This window comes from Diplocloster agilis, from assembly GCF_019042275.1.
GTDB classification, from domain to species: Bacteria; Bacillota; Clostridia; order Lachnospirales; family Lachnospiraceae; genus Diplocloster; species Diplocloster agilis.
Genome location: NZ_JAHQCW010000003.1, coordinates 205,666 through 225,393 on the forward strand (window position 1 = coordinate 205,666; position 19,728 = coordinate 225,393).

Sequence of the window (19,728 nt, forward strand, 5' to 3'; positions counted from 1 at the left end):
ACGAAAACTAAAACAAAAAATTCCGTTCATTATACCGCATCATCACCTCCTTCTTCCTGGCATAAGACACCTCCGTATAAATCTGAGTGCTCACGATACTGTTATGTCCCAGCAGCTCCTGGACATCCCGGATCGTCGCCCCGTTGTTCAGAAGCTGGGTGGCGAAGGAATGCCGCAGATAATGCGGAGTGGCCATCGGATTAATCATGGACTTTCTCTTATATTTCTCGAATATGTTCTCCACGCTGTAGATAGACAAGCGGTCCCCGTATTTATTCACAAACAGGGCGTTGCAGCTGGGACGGAAACAGTCCCGGAATTTCAGCCAGCCCATCAGTTTCTTGGCCACGGCAGGAGAGGAGAGGAAGAGCATCCGCTCCTTGCGCCCCTTGCCGTGAATCAGAAGGGTTTCCTCCTCCCGGTTATAATCATCCACATTCATCTGGCTGATTTCTCCGATCCTTAAGCCCAGGCAGAAGAGCAGTTCTAAAATGACCGAATCCCGCAGACAGATTTTTTTATGATATTCACTTTCCAACGCCTCATATTCATCCTGCGTCGCCTCGATCAGATCGCGGACCTCCCGCATGGAGAGCGTTTTTGGCAGAGCCTTTGGCAGAATGAACTTCCTGGAATTAAAACGGAAAAAGGTCTCGCAGGAGATATTCTCCTGATTCAGGAATTCACAGTATTGCCGGATCGATATAAATTTTCTATGTAAAGATTTTGCTTTCAGGTTTCGCTCCTGCTGCAGCATCTCAAAATACTGCAGCAGGGTTTGTTGATCCAATACCGGAGCATTTTCCCTCGCAAGCCATGCAAATAAACCATTTAAATCACAGCGGTAAGCTTTTAAAGTGGCTTCTGACAGATTCCGGACCACGGTAAGGTGCGTCAGAAATCTTTCCAGGTAATCCTGTTGGGATTGATAATGAAAATTCATTTTATAACCTCCTTGTCTTTTGTCGCAGTTTTATAATGTCAATGGATCACATAAATAAAAGTATAGTAATATATAGATATAAAAGCAATAAGAGAATGTCGAAAAATGTCGAATACGATAGCCCGCCGCAGTTAGAAGGCATACATGATGGTGACATTAGGTGACATTATCGCAAAAACATAGTAATTTGCTCCCTCAAATGATATAATAGGGCAAAAATTATAAAAGAAAAGCATCGCGTTCAATTTAGGTTCCATCCGATCGTATCTAAAAAGAAAGCAGCATAAAAGGAGGACCCCTATGGGAAAATATTTTGGCACCGACGGCTTCCGTGGAGAAGCGAATGTGTCCCTGACCGTAGAACATGCCTACAAAGTAGGCCGCTACCTGGGCTGGTATTACTCCCGGCAGTCGGAAAAACCATGTAAAGTAGTGATTGGAAAAGACACCCGGCGCTCCAGCTATATGTTTGAATATTCACTGGTTGCGGGTCTTACCGCCTCAGGCACCGACGCATATCTGCTTCACGTAACCACAACCCCCAGCATTTCCTATGTGGCCCGCACGGAAGATTTTGACTGCGGGATCATGATATCCGCCAGCCACAATCCCTACTTTGATAATGGCATCAAACTTTTAAACAGCCAGGGTGAAAAGATGGAAGAGGAAACGATACAAAAGATCGAAGCCTATCTGGACGGGGAACCGGCGGAGCTGCCCTACGCCGTCGGCGCCGGGATCGGCCGTACGGTAGACTATGTCATCGGGCGGAACCGGTATATCGGATATCTGATCTCCCTCGCCACCAGATCCTACCGGAACATGCGGATCGGTCTGGACTGCGCCAACGGAAGCGCCTGGATGATAGCAAGAAGCGTATTTGAAGCCCTGGGCGCTAAGACCTATGTAATCCATGCGGAGCCGGATGGCATCAACATTAACGAAAAATGCGGATCCACCCATATCGAAGAGCTGCAGGAATTCGTGATAAAGAACCAATTGGACGCCGGTTTTGCCTTTGACGGAGACGCAGACCGCTGTATCGCTGTGGATGATCAGGGAAATGTGGTGGACGGGGATCTGATCCTCTATGTCTGCGCGGTTTATATGAAGGAAAACGGTATGCTGGAAAATAATACGGTGGCTACCACCATTGTATCGAATCTGGGGCTTTATAAAGCGTTTGAGGAAGCGGGTATCGAATTTGTGAAAACCCAGGTGGGAGATAAATACGTCTATGAAAGTATGGCAAAAAATGATTACTGCATCGGCGGGGAGCAGACCGGGCATGTGATATTCAGCCGCTATGCGGCGACGGGAGACGGGATACTCACGGCGCTTAAGATTATGGAAGTCATACTGGAGAAAAAGATGCCGCTCAGCAAATTAATCAGTCCGGTGACGATTTATCCCCAGGAACAGCAGAACATCCGGGTCAGAAATAAGGAGGATGTGAATAAGGACTCCGATATCCGGGAACTGATCCGGTCGGTGGAAGAAGAATTGGGAGACACGGGGCGGATTCTGGTCAGGGAGAGCGGGACAGAACCTGTGATCCGTGTCATGGTAGAAGCGAAAACCCAGGAAGCATGCAGGCATTATGTGGAGCTGGTGGCACAGCACATCAGAGAGAAGGGATATTGTGCGCAATAGGTTTCTGCGATGGGTTCCGGCGGCCCTGGTTATGATTCTTATTTTTTCATTTTCGGCTGCGGACGGGGAGGAGTCCGGCTCCACCAGCGGGGTGATTGTAGAACGGATATTAAAACTGGTGGAAGGGGACCGTCCAATGCCTCCCCAAAAGCGGGAAGCGCTGTTTGAAAGGCTTCAGTTTGCAGTGCGAAAGGGAGCGCATATGACGGAGTATGCGGTTCTGGCCCTTGCTTTTTTGCTGCCGTTCTCCCAATATTGGCGGCCGGTTTGGCCGCTGGCCTGGCGGGGAGAGCTTGCGTGTTTTTTGTATGCCTGTACGGACGAACTGCATCAGCGGTTTATCCCGGGGCGCAGCGGACGTTTTCAGGATGTGCTGATCGACAGCGCGGGAGCCCTGGTTGGAATTTTGGTGGGAATCGGCATTTTGAGCTATATTCGGAAGAAACATGGAAATATTGAGGATAGAGTGAATAGGACAGCACCATAAAGAGAAAGGAAGCGAATGCCTTATGATGAAGAAAATGATCCTCGTAACCTCGCCCCCGGCCTGCGGAAAAACGTTTATTTCCAAAAAACTGGCTGAGAATTTAAAACATGTTGTATATTTAGACAAAGACACTCTGATCGTACTGTCGAATCAGATATTTGCGGTGGCGAATGAAGAGAAAAACAGGAGCTCCGATTTTTTCGAGAAAAATATCCGGGATTATGAATATGAGGCTATTATTAATATCGGGCTGGAAGCGCTGGCTTACGATGATATCGTTCTCATCAATGCCCCCTTTACAAAAGAAATCCGGGATAAAGAATACATCGATGAGTTCGGGCGCAAGCTTGCGAAGCGCAATGCGAAGCTAGTCATCGTATGGGTGGTGACGGATCCTGAGGTATGCCATCAGCGGATGATCAAACGGAATTCCGACCGGGACACCTGGAAGCTGGAACACTGGGATGAATATATCGCCGGCGTGGATTTTGACATACCGGTGGAACTGGATAATCCCACGGTGAAGGATGATCTGCTCTTGTTTTATAACTCGTCAGAGGAAGAGTTTGAGGAATCCATGGAAAGAATCGTCACTATACTGGAAGAAGAATAGCGGCGCGAAAAGGCAGGACTATATGGAACAGCGCCGTATTGGCCCGTCCATAATGGCCTGCCTTCAATAATAGCGTAACAATTATCATAAAATGTCAAATACTCTGTCAGTTATGTCTATACATAATGAGAAAGCGGAGCTATAATAGTAATAAGCAATTGGATAAAAGATGTAGAACACCTCTGATGTGGGAATTTATTCCGCATCATTTTAGCGTAACGGGTATACATCTGACAGGAGGATATCATGGAAATTATCATCGTAGGCGGTGGAAAAGTAGGGGTGACGCTGGTAGAACAGCTCAGCCGGGAAGGGCATAACATTACCCTGATTGATATGGACGGGGATAAGCTGCAGCGGATTGCCAATACCTTTGACGTGATGGGAGTGACGGGAAATGGCGCCAGCTACAGTACCCAGATGGAAGCCGGAGTGGAAACGGCGGATCTGCTGATCGCTGTGACAGGATCGGATGAATTGAACCTGCTGTGCTGCCTGTTCGCTAAGAAAGCCGGGAACTGCCAGACCATCGCCCGGGTGCGCAACCCGGTTTATAATAAGGAAGTGCGTTACATACAGGAAGAACTGGGGCTGTCTATGGTGATCAACCCCGAATTCGCGGCGTCCATGGAGATCGCCCGTATTTTAAAGTTCCCGTCAGCCATACGGATCGACACGTTCGCCAAGGGGAAGGTGGAGCTGTTAAAGTTCAAAATTTATCCGGAGTACCATCTGGATCAGATGCGGATCACCGATATCAGAGGGAAATTCCGCTGTGATATATTAATCTGCGCGGTGGAAAGAGGGGAAGATGTGATGATCCCGTCGGGTAATTTTATCCTCCGGGAAGGCGATATCGTGTCCATCGTGGCGCCGCCGAGGCAGTCCGCCGATTTCTTTCACAGGATCGGGATCGCCAATAACCGGATTAAGAATGCGCTGATCGTAGGCGGCGGGAAAATATCCTATTACCTGTCGAAGCAGCTGGAAGCTATGGGGATATCCGTGAAAATCATAGAGATGGACAGGGGCCGCTGCGAAGAGTTAAGCGAGCTGCTGCCAAAGGCAACGATCATATACGGGGACGGAACGGATCAGAGTATTCTGTTAGAAGAGGGAATCCGCCAGGCGGATGCGTTTGTAGCGCTTACGAATCTGGATGAAGAGAATATATTGCTGGCTTTGTACGCCAAGAGCCAGTCCAAAGCCAAATTGATCACGAAGGTGAACCGGATTTCCTTTGATCAGATAATCGACCAGCTGGATATCGACAGTATTATTTATCCGAAATACATTACGGCCAGCTATATTATCCAGTATGTGCGCGCCATGCAGAATTCCATCGGCAGTAACGTGGAAACCCTGTACCGGATCATCGAAAACCGGGCGGAGGCGCTGGAATTCTGTGTGCATGAGAACTCCCCGGTAGTGGGGATACCGTTAGAAAAATTGGATCTGAAAGAGAACTTGCTGATCTGCTGTATCAACCGGGATCAACGGGTCATCATCCCGAAAGGGCAGGACACAATCGAAGTGGGGGATACGGTGATCGTGGTCACCACCAACACCGGGCTGAATGATTTAAAGGACATATTAAAACACTGAAGAGGTTCGCTATGAATTATAAAATGATAAGCTATATTCTGGGAATGGTTCTGAAAATAGAGGCTGTTTTTATGACCCTTCCCTGTCTGGTAGCGGTGATCTATCGGGAAAAGAGCGGATACGCCTTTTTGGTGGTCATGCTCCTGTGTCTGCTGCTGGGGCAGATTATGACGGCTAAGAAACCTTCGAATAAGATTTTTTATACAAGGGAAGGTTTCGTGACGGTGGCCTTGTGCTGGATTATGATGAGTATACTCGGCGCCCTGCCTTTTCTGATCAGCGGGGAAATCAAAGGCGTGATAGACGCGCTGTTTGAAACCGTATCCGGCTTTACGACGACCGGGGCCAGCATCCTGTCGGATGTGGAATCCATGTCCCGCTGTATTCTGTTTTGGAGAAGCTTTACACACTGGATCGGCGGCATGGGAGTGCTGGTCTTTGTACTGGCGGTGCTGCCCTTCGGCGGTGGAAATGACATCCATCTGATGCGGGCGGAAAGTCCCGGCCCTTCCGTCGGCAAGTTTGTGCCCAAGGTGCGTTCTACGGCAATGATTCTTTACGGAATATATATTGTGATTACGATTGTCGAGGTTTTATTCCTGCTGGCGGGGAAAATGCCGCTGTTTGAAGCTCTTTGCAGTACCTTCGGGACCGCCGGTACCGGAGGCTTTGGTGTGAAAAATGACAGCTTTTCCTCCTATTCTCCCTACCTCCAATATGTCGTAACCGTATTTATGATACTGTTCGGGATCAATTTTAATGTGTACTTTCTTCTGCTGATCCGCAAGTTTGCACAGGCGTTTAAATTCGAAGAAATAAAATATTACCTGGGCATCATCCTGGTGGCGGTCCTGATCGTGACCTTGGATATTCATAAGCTGTTCCCGGACTGGGAGAGCTCTTTTCGGCACGCGTCGTTCCAGGTGGCCTCCATTATCACGACCACCGGATTTTCCACCGTGGATTTTGACCTGTGGCCGCAAATGTCCAAGACGATTCTGGTTATGCTGATGTTCGTCGGAGCCTGTGCGGGCAGTACCGGCGGTGGTATTAAGGTGTCGCGGTTTGTAATTCTGCTGAAAACGGTAAAAAAAGAGCTGAATACTTTAATCCATTCCAGAAATATTAAAAAAATACAGATCAACGGGCGAAGCGTGGAACACGAAGTGGTCCGGTCGGTCAATGTGTTTTTGATCGCCTATGTTATGGTGTTTTCTTTTTCCGTATTGCTGATCAGTGTGGATGAGTTTAACCTGACATCCAATTTCACAGCGGTGGCCGCAACCCTGAACAATATCGGACCCGGCCTGGAGATGGTTGGCCCGTCCCAGAATTTTGGGATGTTTTCCGGGTTCTCCAAGCTGGTCCTGATCTTTGATATGCTGGCCGGCCGGCTGGAACTGTTTCCGCTTTTAATCCTATTCAAACCGGCGACCTGGAGGAAGAATTAGGGAAATCTACACCTGTTCCAGCAATTCGACGATTTCTTCCATACTTCTGCTGCCGAAGAGCGTCCGGCTGCCGTTGAGGATGAGACAGGGAACGCTCATGACCCGGTATTTGTTTTTTATATCAGGGAAATGATGAATGTCAATCATTTCCGCCGTGATAGAAGGGTTCTCAAGCGCAATGCGCTGACAGGCCATCACCACGTCCGGGCAGAAGGCGCAGGATAGAGTAACCGCGATTTCTATATTCACCGGACCCGCTATTTTGCGGATTCGGTGTAACAGAGGTTCATCGAGCGGCTGGCCGGGGCCTGCGGTATTATAAAGCGCGATGATAAGGGAATTGAATTGGTGCCCGCCCGGCATCCCGCGGAATTTGATACCGGTGAATTCTCCGGTGTGGTTAAAAAGGGCGATACAGGGATAGTACGACACAAAGGCCTGCTTTTCTAAAGCAGGCTCTTCGTCTTTGTTGAGCAAACGCAGGGAAATTTTGCCGGACAGCCCTTCAAGATCAAAAAACAGCTGCCGGATCTCCTTGGAAAGGGGACCGTTTTCTTCCAAAAAGGCCGCCAGGGTCACCGGCCTGCGCAGCTTGGCAAAGATCCCAAGCAGGGATCTTCGCATTTCTTCGTCTACAAAACCTTCCGGATAGTTGGAATTTTTCTTCATAAGTTCCGTCCGGTCAGATCGTGCCGACCAGATCTAGGCCGGGCTTTAAGGTCTTTGCGCCGGGATGCCATTTGGCCGGGCACACCTGGTCCCCGTGTTCCGCCACGAACTGAGCAGCATAAATTTTCCGGATCAGTTCTTCCGCATTCCGTCCGATTCCGCCGGCGTTGATCTCATACAGGACGACATCGCCTTCCGGATTGATCAGAAAAGTGCCGCGCTCCGCCATACCGCTTTCTTCAATATACACGTCCAGGTCTCTGGTCAGTATTCCGGTGGGATCGGCTAACATAGGATACTGGATTTTCTGAATCGTCTTCGAAGCGTCGTGCCAGGCCTTGTGCACGAAGTGGGAATCCGTGGAGATAGAATAAATCTCGCAGTTCAGCTCTCTGAATTTGCTGTAATGATCGGCCAGATCCTCCAGCTCGGTGGGACACACAAAGGTGAAATCTGCCGGATAGAAAAACAGGACATTCCATTTTCCCAGTAAATCTTCTTTTTTTACTTCTATAAATTTTCCTTCATGATAAGCCTGCAGCTGAAAATCACAAATAGTTCTGCCTATTAAAGACATGGTAATTCCTCCATTCAAAATGAAATATTTTGCGCATAGTATCTGCGGTCTTTGTGATTTTCATACGTTGCCGCGCAGCTGGGCCGCACGCTTTGTATTTTACCATTTCTTCCGATACTCGGACGCCGAATAACCTTCGGATTTCCGGAACATTTTAGAAAAATAGTTGCTGTCGGGTATTCCGCAAAGTCCCGCGATCTCATCGATGGGCTTGTCCGTAAAACGAAGCAGTTCTTTCGCGTGGGTCACTCTTCTGGTGCGGAGATAATCGCCGATGGTGACACCATAATATTTCTTAAACTCCCGGGCAAGATAAAACTTACTGATATAAAATTCTTCCGCCAGGGAATCCAGAGATATTTTTTCCGCAAAATGTACATCCAGATAATCCCGGACCTGTTCCAGTTTTTCTGTACTTTCCTGACTGCTGGCGCTGTCATTGCGGGTAATGCAAAGGGTCAGAAGATCCGTCAGCAGTTTCGAAATCAGGAATTCCGAGCGCAGATCATTGATTTTCTGAAGCTGGATAACCGTCTGTAAAGTAGTGATAAAATCTGTCTGCAGTTCCGTGTGAAACACGGCGTGGGGCAGGATGCTCTCATAAAAGCCATAGTAACAGGAAGCCTGTCTGCCGTTAAAATGTACCCACATCAGTTCCCAGGGATCGGCCTCGCTGCTGCAATGGGAATAAGGCCGGTTGCAGTCTATGAAAATACAGTCGTTGGCGTGCAGCGTGTGCTGCCGCCCGCAGTAAGTGAACTGGCCGCTGCCGGACAGAACGGTGAAAAAAAGATAAGAATTCAGATGCTCCCTGCGGCTGGTGTGGCTTTTCAAACTTTTCAGATACCCCACCTCCTGGACGTAGAAGAGATTTTCGCGGGCGAATTCACTGGGCGTGTTCAAAACCCGATGCGACTTGATAATATCGGAAGTCGCGTAGGAGTCAAACATCGTTTTTCGAACAGGTATTTTTTCGTCTGTGCTCATGGTATTCCTCATTTCTATCTTCATTCATGAAAGATTTGCAAGTTAAAAATTTCCAAAGGGCCGCATTCCGGCGCAGAGCAGATGACCGCCGGTTTATGAAAACAACGCCTGACCGGAATAAGCGCAACGGTAGTATCTTGCCTAAATGGTAAAATATTGCCTAATCAATAGCGAAAGCAATATTTTACCTATATAAGTCAATTTTTCACGTATACATTTATATTATACTACTATATACTCACAAAGAAAAGTAAAAGGCAAGAAAATGATATCGCAAGATAAGAATATTATTTTGCTAAAAAGAAAAATTAGAATGATTTTGCAATCAAGGAGGATTTCAATCAATGAAAAACACAGCGTTAATCACGGGAATTACGGGACAGGATGGATCCTATCTGGCGGAACTGCTGCTGGAAAAAGGATACGAGGTGCATGGAATCATCAGAAGACACAGCAGTATCAGTACGGAGCGGATCGACCACCTGATCGATGATCCTGAAATAAACGGCAAAACTTTTTTCCTTCATTACGGGGATCTGACCGACACCAGCAGTCTGAACCGTCTGCTGGAAAAAATCCGGCCCACTGAGATTTATAATCTGGCGGCCCAGTCCCATGTGGCCGTATCCTTCGAAGTGCCGGAATACACCGCGGAGGTTACCGGAATCGGTACGCTCCGAATCCTGGATGCGATAAAGGAAAGCGACCTGAAATGCAAATTTTACCAGGCGTCCACCTCAGAACTGTTCGGCGGCCTGCCGGAGACGGCGCCCCAGAGCGAGAAGACCCCCTTTTATCCGAAGAGCCCTTATGGAGCGGCGAAGTTATATTCCTACTGGATTACGGTCAACTACCGGGAGTCCTATGACCTGTTTGCCTGCAATGGAATTTTGTTCAATCACGAATCACCAAGAAGGGGAGAGAACTTCGTGACCCGGAAGATCACCCTGGCCGTGGCCTCGATCATGGCCGGAAAACAGGAAAAATTATCGCTGGGCAATATGGACGCCAAACGGGACTGGGGATACGCCGGCGACTATGTGGAAGGAATGTGGAGAATCCTACAGCAGGAGAAGCCGGGGGATTATGTGCTGGCGACCAATGAAACCCATACCGTAAGGGAATTTGTGGAACTGTCCTTCGCGGAGGTTGGCATCGATATCGAATGGGTGGGAAGCGGTGTTGAAGAAAAGGGATTTGATAAGAAGACCGGCAGGCTTCTGGTGGATGTGGATCCCCGGTTCTTCCGGCCGGCCGAGGTGGAATTCCTCTGGGGAGACTGCACCAAAGCGGAGACAGAGCTCGGGTGGCAGCGCCAGGTCAGCTTCCCGAAGCTGGTGTCGATGATGGTGGATGAGGATATGAAAACCATTGCCGGAATGAGCGCGAAGGAATTCAGAGAGGCCGGTGAACAATGATGGATAAGAACAGCAAAATCTATGTGGCCGGGCACCATGGTATGGTGGGTTCTGCGATCGTACGCAGGCTGCAGGGCCAGGGATATCAAAACCTGGTCTTAAGAACCTCAAAAGAGCTGGATCTGAGACGGCAGGACGAGGTAGAGCGTTTCTTTGTGGAGGAAAAGCCGGACTATGTATTTCTGGCTGCGGCCAAGGTGGGCGGCATTATGGCAAATCAGAGTTATCCCGCCGACTTCATGTACGACAATATGATCATGGAAATGAATGTGATCCACAGCGCCTATGAAAATAGAGTAAAAAAACTGATGTTTCTGGGAAGCTCCTGCATCTATCCCAGGCTTGCGCCTCAGCCTATGCCCGAAAGCTGCCTGCTGACCAGTTCCCTGGAGCAGACCAATGAAGCATACGCGCTGGCGAAAATATCCGGATTAAAATATTGCGAATACTTAAACCGGCAGTGCGGTACGGATTATATTTCCGTTATGCCCACCAATCTGTACGGTCCCAATGATAATTACCACCCGGAGCACTCGCATGTGCTCCCGGCCCTGATCCGGCGTTTCCATGAAGCCAGGGAGGAAGGAAAGGAAGAAGTGGTGATCTGGGGAAGCGGAAAACCGCTGCGGGAATTCCTGTACGTGGATGATCTGGCCGATGCCTGCGTTTACCTGATGAATGCGTATTCAGGCAATGAAACGGTCAACCTGGGAACCGGAAAAGAAGTGACGATTGCACAGCTGGCCGAACTGGTGAAAGATGTGGTAGGATATAAAGGAAAGATCACGTATGATCCGTCAAAGCCCGACGGAACGCCCAGAAAGCTTCTGGATGTCAGCAAGCTGACCGCTCTTGGCTGGACCTATCAGACCGAACTGGAAGAAGGAATCCGTCTGGCCTATGAAGATTTTAAAAATAGTGAGGTCAGGGCGGAGCGGTAAAAAGACTGCCGCTAAGTGCTCATAGCGAATAGAAAAGGTAACGGAAAATGAGAGATTACAAAAAAATATATGAAGAGTGGCTGCAAGCCCCCTACATTGACGATTATACGAAAACAGAACTGAAAAACTTGACGGAGGAGGAGATACAGGACCGTTTTTATAAGGACCTGGCCTTTGGAACCGGCGGCCTGCGCGGAAAAATGGGAGCGGGAACAAACCGGATGAACCGCTATACGGTCCGCAAAGCCACCTGCGGCGCGGCGAACGCGTTAAAAGCCCGCTATGCAGGCTCTAAGACGCCGCTTCGTGCCGTGATCGCCTACGATTCCAGAAACCATTCCGAGGAGTTCGCGGCGGAAGCGGCCGGCGTGCTGGCTGCCTGCGGAATCCATGTGACGCTGTTTAACACCCTGATGCCGACTCCGGTATTGTCCTTCGCTGTCCCCTATCTGAACAGCCAAATGGGGATCGTAATCACCGCCAGCCATAATCCGAAGGAATACAACGGTTACAAAGTCTATGACGAAAAAGGCTGCCAGCTGGTTCCGGACAAAGCGGAATATGTGATCCGATTTGTGGAAGAGGTGCGGGATTTGCAGAAAATCCCGGTTGCTGATTACCGGACGGCGCTGCAGGAAGGACAGATCGAACTGGCGGGTGAAGAGATATTAGAAGCCTTCCTGGAGGCTGTGTTAAAACAATCCGGGCTAAAAGACAAAGAAGCGAAGGCTTCCCTGCGGATCGTTTACACCCCGCTCCACGGAACCGGAAACCGGCCTGTCCGAAAAGTTTTAAAAAAAGCGGGCTTTACACAGGTTTCTGTGGTTGCTGCACAGGAAGAACCGGATGGTGATTTTTCTACCGTACGCTCTCCGAATCCGGAGGAGAGGGACGCGCTGGATCTGGCTCTCGAACAGGCTAAGCGGGAAAAGGCGGATCTGGTGCTTGGAACCGATCCTGACTGCGACAGAGTCGGAGTGGGGGTGCTTCATCAGGGAGAATACCGCCTGCTCACGGGAAACCAGATCGGCGCGCTTCTGGTAGCCTGGGTCTGTGAAAAGAAAGCCTCTTCCCTGTCGTCACGCAGCACCCTGGTCAAAACCATCGTAACCAATGATCTGGGAGCCCGCATTGCTGCGGACTATGGCCTCCAGGTAGTCAATACGCTGACCGGATTCAAGTATATCGGAGACAAGATCTCGGAATATGAGCGCACGGGAGAGAAAAAGTTTGTCATTGGCTATGAGGAGAGTTATGGTTACCTGGCGGGGACCCATGCCAGGGACAAGGACGCGGTGGTTTCCGCCCTGATGATCAGTGAGATGGCCGCCGCCGGCAAAGCAAAAGGCAGAACCCTGATTGATGAATTAGAGCTGTTATATAAGAAATATGGATATTATCTGGACGCCCTGTCCTCCTATACGTTAGAAGGCGCCAAAGGGGTGGAACAGATCCAAAACAGCATGGATAAGCTTAGAAAAGAAGGGGTGCGCGCCATACCGGGTACCACTAAAATGACAGATTATCTGCAGGAAACAGAAGGACTGCCCAAATCCGATGTTTTAAAATTTTTCTGGCCCGATGGTTCCTGGATGGCCGCCAGACCTTCCGGAACGGAACCTAAAATAAAATTTTATTATTCCATCTGCGGCAGCGGCCGGGACGAAGCGGAAAAAAGTCTTGGGACCATACAGCGGCAGGTACGGGAATTGTTAGAGCTGTAACATAAATGTAAAAGAGTATCCAGGACAGAAAGGAAAGACATTCCATGAATATTATCTTATTATCCGGAGGTTCCGGAAAAAGACTGTGGCCCTTATCCAATGACCACCGGTCCAAACAATTTCTGAAGTTATTAAAAAAAGACGACGGAAGCTATGAATCCATGGTTCAGCGGGTTTACCGCCAGATCAAGGAGGCCGGTATCAAGGCGGACATCGTCATAGCCACCAACGATTCCCAGGTAGACTTTATCAAGACCCAGCTGGGTGAGAAAGTGAATATCGTAGTGGAACCCGAGCGCAGGGATACCTTTCCGGCTATCGCGCTCTCCAGCGCTTATTTAGCATTGGAGAAGAAGGCGGACCCGGAGGAACCGGTACTTGTCCTTCCTGTAGACCCGTACGCGGAATTGGAATATTTCCATGTCATCCAAAGAATGGAAGAGGCCGTACAGCAAAACGCCGCGGACATTGTCCTGATGGGGATCAAGCCCACCTACCCTTCCGCCAAATACGGATACATCATACCCAAAGACGCCGCTGCCAAAGATGAGGAAACCCGGTCTCTCTACCATGTAGAGCGGTTCACGGAAAAACCTTCGGAAGAGGAGGCCGGCCGGTTAATTGCCGAAGGCGCTTTCTGGAACGGGGGAGTCTTCGCGTACAAACTGGGCTATCTTATGGATCTCATTGACAAATACCAGGCAGGCACTACCTTCGAGGGAATCCGTCAGAATTACGGACGTCTGAAAAAGATCAGCTTCGACTATGAGGTGGTGGAAAAGGCCAAGTCCGTAGCTATGGTGCCTTACCAGGAAAAATGGAAGGATCTGGGCACCTGGAATACCCTGACCGAAGAGATGGAGGAAGCCGCGATCGGCCCGGTAACGATCGGGGAGGGCGCTGTAAACACCCACGTCATCAACGAACTGGATATCCCGATGGTAGTGCTTGGGACAACGGACCTTGTGGTGGCGGCCAGCCCTGACGGTATCCTGGTCTCGAATAAACACAAAAGTTCTTACTTAAAGCCCTATGTAGACGGCCTCAATGACCGGCCCATGTATGAAGAACGCCGTTGGGGAGAATACAAAGTCCTGGACTATATGACCCACGAAGACGGGATCAAATCCCTGACCAAGCATTTGGCGATCAAGGAAGGCCAGGCGATCAGTTACCAGCGCCATCTGATGCGCGACGAAATCTGGACCGTCATCGACGGCACCGGAGACCTGGTCATCGACGGTCATGTCCGAAACGTCCGGCGCGGGGATGTAGCTTACATCACGAAGGGGCAGAAACATGCCATGCGGGCTGTCACGGATCTCGAATTCATAGAAGTGCAAATTGGAAAAACGCTTGTAGAGGAAGACATCGAGCGCCTGGAATGGACCTGGTGAGGAAGATTAGATTCCTGTTTACAAATGTAAATTGCCGCAGCGAACCTGTAAGAAGGGGACGCTGCGGCTTTTTAAATTGCCGTTTGCGCGTCCCGCCGTTGGCATGGTATACTTATTCTGATTAAAATGAAAACGGTTATTGCAGGAGAATAGATCAAAGGAGAGTTTTGATGTTTGTAGAGGAGAGGCAGAACACGATTGTTTCCCTGGTAAATGAAAAGGGGAAGGTCAGGGTTAAAGATTTAAGTGAGCTGTTCCAGGTGACGGAGGACTGCATCAGAAAGGATCTGGCCGCCCTGGAAAAGGCTGGAATGCTCAAGAGGGCTTATGGAGGAGCGGTGCGGAATCGAATCACACCTCATGAGCTGAATGTGGTACAGCGTAAGGATAAGAATATAGAAGCCAAGCGCAGGATCGCTGAGAAGGCGCTGCGGTTGATCCGGAACGATGATATGATTTATATGGATGTGTCCACGGCGAATACGGAACTAGCGAAGCTGTTGGTCAGCTCCGGGCTAAAGGTGACGGTGGTGACGAATATGATTGACGTGATGCTCACGCTGGCGGTGCCGGATACAAAGATTCACACGGTGTTTATTGGCGGTACCTTTGGCCCGGGAAAAGACGGGTTTATGGGCTGCATGTCTATGGAAGAGATTTCTCATTTTAAATTTAACAAGGCGTTTTTGGGAGCGGTTGGCGTGGATCTGTTTGACAATAGCGTCTATACTTACGCGGCGGAAGACGGGATGACGAAGCAGAGCGCGATCGCGGTCAGCAAAATGATTTATTTGATGTTGGAAACCAGAAAATTCAATACGGACGGCACTTTTAAATATGCCAGGGCGGATGATTTTAACGGTTTTATTGTAGAAGAGAAGCCCGGGGATGACGTTCTGGACGCCCTGAAAGATTATAGCCTGGAAATTATATGAATCAGGCGGAGCGTTTTAAGTGAAAATAAGAATCTGTAGGAACAGGCGGTAAATATTTATGCGCCTTTTCTAAGAAAGAGGTACCGTATATTGAGAATGCCGGATGAACCGATCGAATCTGCAATGTTTGCTCCGTGCGGGATGAATTGTATGGTCTGTTATAAACATTGTTATCACAAAAAGCCCTGTGACGGCTGCTTAAAAAGCGACAGAGGGAAGCCGGAACATTGCCGAAAATGTAAAATCAAGGACTGTGTACGGCAAAAGGGGTTCATTTATTGTTTTGATTGCGCCGAATATCCCTGCAAACAGATCAGATATCTGGAAAAAAGCTATCGCACAAGATACGGTGCAAGCCTTATGGATAACAGCTTGCTCGTGAAAGAAAAAGGGCTGGAGGCATTTATGGAAGAACAAAAGGAGAGCTATACCTGCCCGGAGTGCGGAGGTATTATTTCAATTCATGACCTGGAGTGCAGTGAATGCCAAAGAAAGGCGGACAGGAAGTGACAGGAAGTACGAAGAATAAACGGAGGTTCCAATGATTCGGGAGTATAGAGAAAATGATTTGGAAGCCATACTGAATATGTGGCTAAACGTAAATATTACAGTCCATGATTTTATTTCCCCTGATTACTGGGTCAATTGTTATGACTCGGTGAAGAAAATGCTCCCGGAATCCACTATATACGTGTACGTGGAGGAAGATGTGATACAGGGGTTTGTGGGCCTGCAGGGCAACTATGTCGCAGGGCTTTTTGTGGACAAGCCGTACCGGTCAAAAGGGATCGGCAAAGCGCTGCTGGACCATGCAAAAGAGCGGAAGGATACCCTGACCCTTCATGTATACAAAGAGAATGCACGTGCGGTAAAATTCTATAAGAGGGAAGGCTTTTTCCCCTTAAGCGAACGAACCGATGAAAATACAGGCTGCACGGAGATCAGGATGGAATGGGGAAAGGGGATGAATCATGATAGATGAAAGATTGCAGGATTGCCGATACGCGCTGAAAGGACGAAAGGTGCTGATCACAGGCGCCGGAGGCGGTATTGGTTATGAGGCTGCCAAAGCGTTTCTCTGTATGGACGCTGCGGTAATTATAGCCGACATTAGCAGGGAAAAGGGCAGTCAGGCGGTACAGTCTCTTGGCGCTCTGTATCCAAACTCCCGAATGGAGTTTTATGAGATTGATTTGGCCGATGAGCTGCAGATCAGGAGAATGCATAGCTATCTCATACAAAAGTATGGATTTATCGATGTGGTGATGCACAATGCCGCGGTTATCTATATCGGAAATGTGGAGGAGATATCAAGCGCAGACTGGGACAAAAGCTACCGCGTGAATTTCAGGGCCCCTCTCCTTCTGACACAGCTCTTCCTTCCCCAAATGCGCAGCAGAAATGCCGGAACTATCGTATTCGTGCCGTCATCGGGCGCCGCTCCTTATATGGGCGCATACGAAGTCTTCAAAACCGCTCAGGTAGAATTGTGCAATACCCTGTCCGGCGAACTGGAGGGCACGGATGTTTTCACCTATTCCATCGGGCCGGGATTGGTAAAAACAGACACTGCCATGCATGGGATTGAGATGGTAGCGCAAAAGATGGGGCTGACCACGGAAGAATTCTATGCAATGAATGACAGTCATATGCTAAGCGCCCGGGAGGCTGGCTGCGGTTTTGCCGTATCCGTTTTGCACGCGGAAAAATATAACGGACAGGAGATCGGATCGATCCAGGCGCTGATGGACTGCGGCCTGCTCTCAGTTACAGATTCGGGAAATTCCGATAAAGCCGGGAAAGCACAAACGGATCCGGCCATGATCCGCAAAATAATACAGATATATAAAGAGCAATACAACGGCTGGATGGAACGGAATATATTTGAGCGCCAATGGGTGTTGCGCGATTTCAAAAAGACGGTGGGAATATCGGCCGGCCAGTTTCAAAGCGATATGTTGCAGCAGGAAAAAGAATTAACGGCGGAATCGGAAAATGGATTCACGGTCTACAGGGACCACTTCGAAAAATTAAAACGTTATTATCAGCGTCAGTATAAACTCTTACAGGGATATGAAAAAAATCCTGATAAACGAAAAGAGCATTCCGATGCCATCCTGTCGTGGATTCGCATGTTGGACGAAATCCTGTAATAGAATAAAGCAAAAGCATGCTCCAAGCTAATTAGGAAGGGGCGTTGTGCCGGACGGCTTGCCCGGCAGAACGCCCCTGCTATGATCTTCGGGATTTTACTTTCCGTCAAGATAACATTTCAACGCCCGTCCCATAAAGTTTGACGCGCCTTCCCCATATTTTTTATCGGTCACTTCAATATACACGGGAACCGATAGATAATTCTCAGCCATCATAGGCCAATAGTTTTCTCCCATATCGATGCCTTTGTTGCATTCATTCGTAAATGCAACCAGCTCCCGGACGATGTCCTGAACCTCAGGGGAGGAGACGTCCTTAGCCAGATCTGCCGTAAGCCTTCTTGTAATCTCATCCGTTTTCTCGATAAGACTGCCGGCCTCGGTTGGAGAAACGGCTGGTCCGCCGGACAGAAAATCCTGAAAACTTTTTTCCATGGCGCTTGTGAAAGCTTCTATACTGCCGTACTGTTTTACCGCCATATCCGCGATTTCTTTCTCCCGGGATTTCAGATCTGAAAACATTGCGTCGAAAGCGTCCATATTACCCATCCGTTTCACAATCTCGTCCGTGTGCGTTTCTTTAAACTCATTTAAAATACGAAAATATTCACTCATATCAAAATCTTTAAAATCCATACATTTTTCTCCTTTTATCAATTTGTCCAATAGTCCCAACAGGGAATTCAGACGATCACGTTTCAACTGTATCAATTCCCGCTGTTTTCTGAATGCGGTTTCCCTGTTAAACAAGGGATCATTCATAATGATTTGTATTTCTTTTAATGTGAAATCCAGTTCTTTGAAAAACAGAATCTGCTGAAGGGTTTCCAAAGCCTCATCATCGTACAGCCGGTATCCGGCGGCAGTGGTATCGGTGGGCTTTAAAAGACCGATCTCATCGTAAAACTGCAGAGTCCTCACACTGACTCCCGCAAGCTTGGATACTTGTTTTACCGTCATCATTTCAAAATCACCTTCTTTTTTCATTCAGAGAATGTCTTTCCGGCCGGCAGCGGAATGTTTTGTAACATCTCTAAAGAATACATTACACTATCACTATGCGTGAGGGTCAATACCTAAATAAAAAATTACCCTAAAATGTAATAGTTAATTCTTGTTTCACCCTTTAAATTCGTGTTTGACGATTTTACTCTTACACGATTTGTGGTATGGTTTGATTGGTTAGTGGATTCCTCCATTGTAGGAGGATTCGTTATGTCTAAGAAAAGAATATATGATCAAAAACACCTCACCACCAGTCAAAGAATCCATATTGAAAAAGGCCTGAACGATGGACTGTCTTTTGCTGCTATCGCCAGAAAACTTGAGAAGCACCCAAGTACTATTGCTAAAGAAGTAAAGAAATACCGCACCTTTCAAAAACATGCAGTTGATAAAAGTCATCCTCTGCGCTGTGCCAGATTTAAGGAGTGCTCCTTGCGTTTTCTTTGTGACAAACCTAATTGTGTGAAAGTCTGTAAATACTGTTATAACACCAGTTTACGCACTCCTGTTTGCACAACTCTTTGTCCGGAATACCTTGAGCCCCAATGTCCTTCTATTTCTAAAGCTCCTTTTGTTTGTAATAATTGTGCAAAAAGCAGAACCTGTAATAAAAATAAAGCATTCTACATTGCTCAGAATGCAGATAAGTCCTCACAGGAACTACTCGTATCTTGCAGGCAAGGCATTAATCAAAATGCTGCTGACATCGCTCTGCTTGATGACCTTATTTCTCCATTGCTCTCTCAGGGGCAGTCTCTCGCTCACATTTATGCCTTTCACGGGCATGAGATTCCTTGTTCCAGAAAGACGCTCTACAATTATATAGACCTGGGCGTTTTTACTGCCAAGAACATCGATCTGCGTCGCAAGGTACGTTACAAATGTAAGCCTAGAAAAACCGGTACAAGAGTAAGTCTGGCTGCAAAAGAATTCCGTATAGGACGAACTTACGAGGATTTTCAAAAGTTCATACAAGAGAATCCTGATATTCCAGTGATCGAACTTGATACGGTAGAAGGCGGACGGGATAACAGCACTCAGGCTTTCCTTACCCTCTTTTTCCGTAACTGCTCTCTTATGCTTATTTTTGTACTACAAGAGAAATCTCAGGACCAGGTCATAAAGGTTTTCGATTATTTGACAGAGAAGCTCGGTATTAAGGTATTTCAG

19 protein-coding genes are annotated in these 19,728 nt (G+C 48.2%); 14 read left to right on the forward strand and 5 right to left on the reverse strand.

The window, feature by feature from the left end:
- Positions 1 to 7 precede the first annotated feature (7 nt).
- Positions 8 to 943: a tyrosine-type recombinase/integrase gene (locus KTH89_RS03390; protein WP_238720628.1), complete on the reverse strand. Its 936-nt coding sequence runs from the start codon at positions 941 to 943 to the stop codon at positions 8 to 10.
- 300 nt (positions 944 to 1,243) lie between these two features.
- On the opposite strand from KTH89_RS03390, the gene glmM reads away from it, so the two are divergent.
- The 5 genes from glmM to KTH89_RS03415 all read left to right on the forward strand — a co-directional run bounded on the left by glmM (position 1,244) and on the right by KTH89_RS03415 (position 6,752).
- Positions 1,244 to 2,596, forward strand: a complete 1,353-nt coding sequence (gene glmM, locus KTH89_RS03395; protein WP_238720629.1) for a phosphoglucosamine mutase — start codon at positions 1,244 to 1,246, stop codon at positions 2,594 to 2,596.
- Complete coding sequence (locus tag KTH89_RS03400) at positions 2,586 to 3,083, forward strand: VanZ family protein (RefSeq protein WP_238720630.1); 498 nt, start codon at positions 2,586 to 2,588, stop codon at positions 3,081 to 3,083. The genes glmM and KTH89_RS03400 overlap by 11 nt, the downstream gene beginning before the upstream one ends.
- A gap of 22 nt (positions 3,084 to 3,105) precedes the next feature.
- Positions 3,106 to 3,696 (forward strand): AAA family ATPase, encoded by a 591-nt coding sequence (locus KTH89_RS03405; RefSeq protein ID WP_330656650.1) that lies wholly within the window; start codon positions 3,106 to 3,108, stop codon positions 3,694 to 3,696.
- Between the two features lie 246 nt (positions 3,697 to 3,942).
- Positions 3,943 to 5,301, forward strand: coding sequence for a Trk system potassium transporter TrkA (gene trkA, locus KTH89_RS03410; protein WP_158343012.1), 1,359 nt, complete (start codon positions 3,943 to 3,945; stop codon positions 5,299 to 5,301).
- Positions 5,302 to 5,312: 11 nt separating this feature from the next.
- Complete coding sequence (locus tag KTH89_RS03415) at positions 5,313 to 6,752, forward strand: TrkH family potassium uptake protein (protein WP_158343013.1); 1,440 nt, start codon at positions 5,313 to 5,315, stop codon at positions 6,750 to 6,752.
- A 6-nt stretch (positions 6,753 to 6,758) separates the two neighbouring features.
- On the opposite strand, the gene KTH89_RS03420 is transcribed toward KTH89_RS03415, so the two are convergent.
- From KTH89_RS03420 to KTH89_RS03430, 3 genes are all read right to left on the reverse strand, one after another.
- Complete coding sequence (locus KTH89_RS03420) at positions 6,759 to 7,421, reverse strand: thioredoxin family protein (RefSeq protein WP_238720631.1); 663 nt, start codon at positions 7,419 to 7,421, stop codon at positions 6,759 to 6,761.
- Positions 7,422 to 7,434: 13 nt separating this feature from the next.
- Positions 7,435 to 7,998 (reverse strand): alkyl hydroperoxide reductase subunit C, encoded by a 564-nt coding sequence (gene ahpC / locus KTH89_RS03425; RefSeq protein ID WP_158343015.1) that lies wholly within the window; start codon positions 7,996 to 7,998, stop codon positions 7,435 to 7,437.
- A 99-nt stretch (positions 7,999 to 8,097) separates the two neighbouring features.
- The gene (locus tag KTH89_RS03430) at positions 8,098 to 8,985 is read right to left on the reverse strand and encodes a helix-turn-helix transcriptional regulator (protein WP_238720632.1); all 888 of its coding nucleotides are present in this window, start codon (positions 8,983 to 8,985) and stop codon (positions 8,098 to 8,100) included.
- A 344-nt stretch (positions 8,986 to 9,329) separates the two neighbouring features.
- Between KTH89_RS03430 and gmd the strand changes: the two genes are divergently transcribed.
- From gmd to KTH89_RS03470, 8 genes are all read left to right on the forward strand, one after another.
- Positions 9,330 to 10,403 (forward strand): GDP-mannose 4,6-dehydratase, encoded by a 1,074-nt coding sequence (gmd, locus tag KTH89_RS03435; protein WP_238720633.1) that lies wholly within the window; start codon positions 9,330 to 9,332, stop codon positions 10,401 to 10,403.
- Positions 10,400 to 11,344 carry a GDP-L-fucose synthase gene (gene fcl, locus KTH89_RS03440; RefSeq protein WP_158343018.1) on the forward strand — a complete coding sequence of 315 codons (945 nt, stop codon included), beginning with the start codon at positions 10,400 to 10,402 and terminating at the stop codon, positions 11,342 to 11,344. The genes gmd and fcl overlap by 4 nt, the downstream gene beginning before the upstream one ends.
- 47 nt (positions 11,345 to 11,391) lie before the next feature.
- Positions 11,392 to 13,068, forward strand: a complete 1,677-nt coding sequence (locus KTH89_RS03445; RefSeq protein WP_238720634.1) for a phospho-sugar mutase — start codon at positions 11,392 to 11,394, stop codon at positions 13,066 to 13,068.
- 44 nt (positions 13,069 to 13,112) lie between these two features.
- Entirely contained in the window at positions 13,113 to 14,465 is a 1,353-nt protein-coding gene (locus KTH89_RS03450; protein ID WP_158343020.1) for a sugar phosphate nucleotidyltransferase, read from the forward strand.
- A gap of 170 nt (positions 14,466 to 14,635) precedes the next feature.
- Positions 14,636 to 15,400: a DeoR/GlpR family DNA-binding transcription regulator gene (locus tag KTH89_RS03455; protein ID WP_158343021.1), complete on the forward strand. Its 765-nt coding sequence runs from the start codon at positions 14,636 to 14,638 to the stop codon at positions 15,398 to 15,400.
- A 90-nt stretch (positions 15,401 to 15,490) separates the two neighbouring features.
- Entirely contained in the window at positions 15,491 to 15,910 is a 420-nt protein-coding gene (locus tag KTH89_RS25085; RefSeq protein ID WP_238720635.1) for a DUF3795 domain-containing protein, read from the forward strand.
- A gap of 31 nt (positions 15,911 to 15,941) precedes the next feature.
- Positions 15,942 to 16,382 carry a GNAT family N-acetyltransferase gene (locus KTH89_RS03465; protein WP_238720636.1) on the forward strand — a complete coding sequence of 147 codons (441 nt, stop codon included), beginning with the start codon at positions 15,942 to 15,944 and terminating at the stop codon, positions 16,380 to 16,382.
- Positions 16,372 to 17,553 carry an SDR family NAD(P)-dependent oxidoreductase gene (locus tag KTH89_RS03470; protein WP_238720637.1) on the forward strand — a complete coding sequence of 394 codons (1,182 nt, stop codon included), beginning with the start codon at positions 16,372 to 16,374 and terminating at the stop codon, positions 17,551 to 17,553. The genes KTH89_RS03465 and KTH89_RS03470 overlap by 11 nt, the downstream gene beginning before the upstream one ends.
- Positions 17,554 to 17,649: 96 nt before the next feature.
- Here KTH89_RS03470 and KTH89_RS03475 read toward each other — a convergent pair whose 3' ends face one another.
- Positions 17,650 to 18,540, reverse strand: coding sequence for a MerR family transcriptional regulator (locus KTH89_RS03475; RefSeq protein ID WP_330654771.1), 891 nt, complete (start codon positions 18,538 to 18,540; stop codon positions 17,650 to 17,652).
- A gap of 228 nt (positions 18,541 to 18,768) precedes the next feature.
- On the opposite strand from KTH89_RS03475, the gene KTH89_RS03480 reads away from it, so the two are divergent.
- A partial coding sequence (locus KTH89_RS03480; RefSeq protein ID WP_238720638.1) for a helix-turn-helix domain-containing protein occupies positions 18,769 to 19,728 on the forward strand: 960 nt, incomplete at its 3' end.

Bases quoted from the DNA above. Each gene is read 5' to 3' on its own strand.
- KTH89_RS03390 (WP_238720628.1), bottom strand. From the start codon at position 943: ATGAATTTTCATTATCAATCCCAACAGGATTACCTGGAAAGATTTCTG.
- glmM (WP_238720629.1), top strand. From the start codon at position 1,244: ATGGGAAAATATTTTGGCACCGACGGCTTCCGTGGAGAAGCGAATGTG.
- KTH89_RS03405 (WP_330656650.1), top strand. From the start codon at position 3,106: ATGATGAAGAAAATGATCCTCGTAACCTCGCCCCCGGCCTGCGGAAAA.
- trkA (WP_158343012.1), top strand. From the start codon at position 3,943: ATGGAAATTATCATCGTAGGCGGTGGAAAAGTAGGGGTGACGCTGGTA.
- KTH89_RS03415 (WP_158343013.1), top strand. From the start codon at position 5,313: ATGAATTATAAAATGATAAGCTATATTCTGGGAATGGTTCTGAAAATA.
- KTH89_RS03420 (WP_238720631.1), bottom strand. From the start codon at position 7,421: ATGAAGAAAAATTCCAACTATCCGGAAGGTTTTGTAGACGAAGAAATG.
- ahpC (WP_158343015.1), bottom strand. From the start codon at position 7,998: ATGTCTTTAATAGGCAGAACTATTTGTGATTTTCAGCTGCAGGCTTAT.
- KTH89_RS03430 (WP_238720632.1), bottom strand. From the start codon at position 8,985: ATGAGCACAGACGAAAAAATACCTGTTCGAAAAACGATGTTTGACTCC.
- gmd (WP_238720633.1), top strand. From the start codon at position 9,330: ATGAAAAACACAGCGTTAATCACGGGAATTACGGGACAGGATGGATCC.
- fcl (WP_158343018.1), top strand. From the start codon at position 10,400: ATGATGGATAAGAACAGCAAAATCTATGTGGCCGGGCACCATGGTATG.
- KTH89_RS03445 (WP_238720634.1), top strand. From the start codon at position 11,392: ATGAGAGATTACAAAAAAATATATGAAGAGTGGCTGCAAGCCCCCTAC.
- KTH89_RS03450 (WP_158343020.1), top strand. From the start codon at position 13,113: ATGAATATTATCTTATTATCCGGAGGTTCCGGAAAAAGACTGTGGCCC.
- KTH89_RS03455 (WP_158343021.1), top strand. From the start codon at position 14,636: ATGTTTGTAGAGGAGAGGCAGAACACGATTGTTTCCCTGGTAAATGAA.
- KTH89_RS03465 (WP_238720636.1), top strand. From the start codon at position 15,942: ATGATTCGGGAGTATAGAGAAAATGATTTGGAAGCCATACTGAATATG.
- KTH89_RS03470 (WP_238720637.1), top strand. From the start codon at position 16,372: ATGATAGATGAAAGATTGCAGGATTGCCGATACGCGCTGAAAGGACGA.
- KTH89_RS03475 (WP_330654771.1), bottom strand. From the start codon at position 18,540: ATGAAAAAAGAAGGTGATTTTGAAATGATGACGGTAAAACAAGTATCC.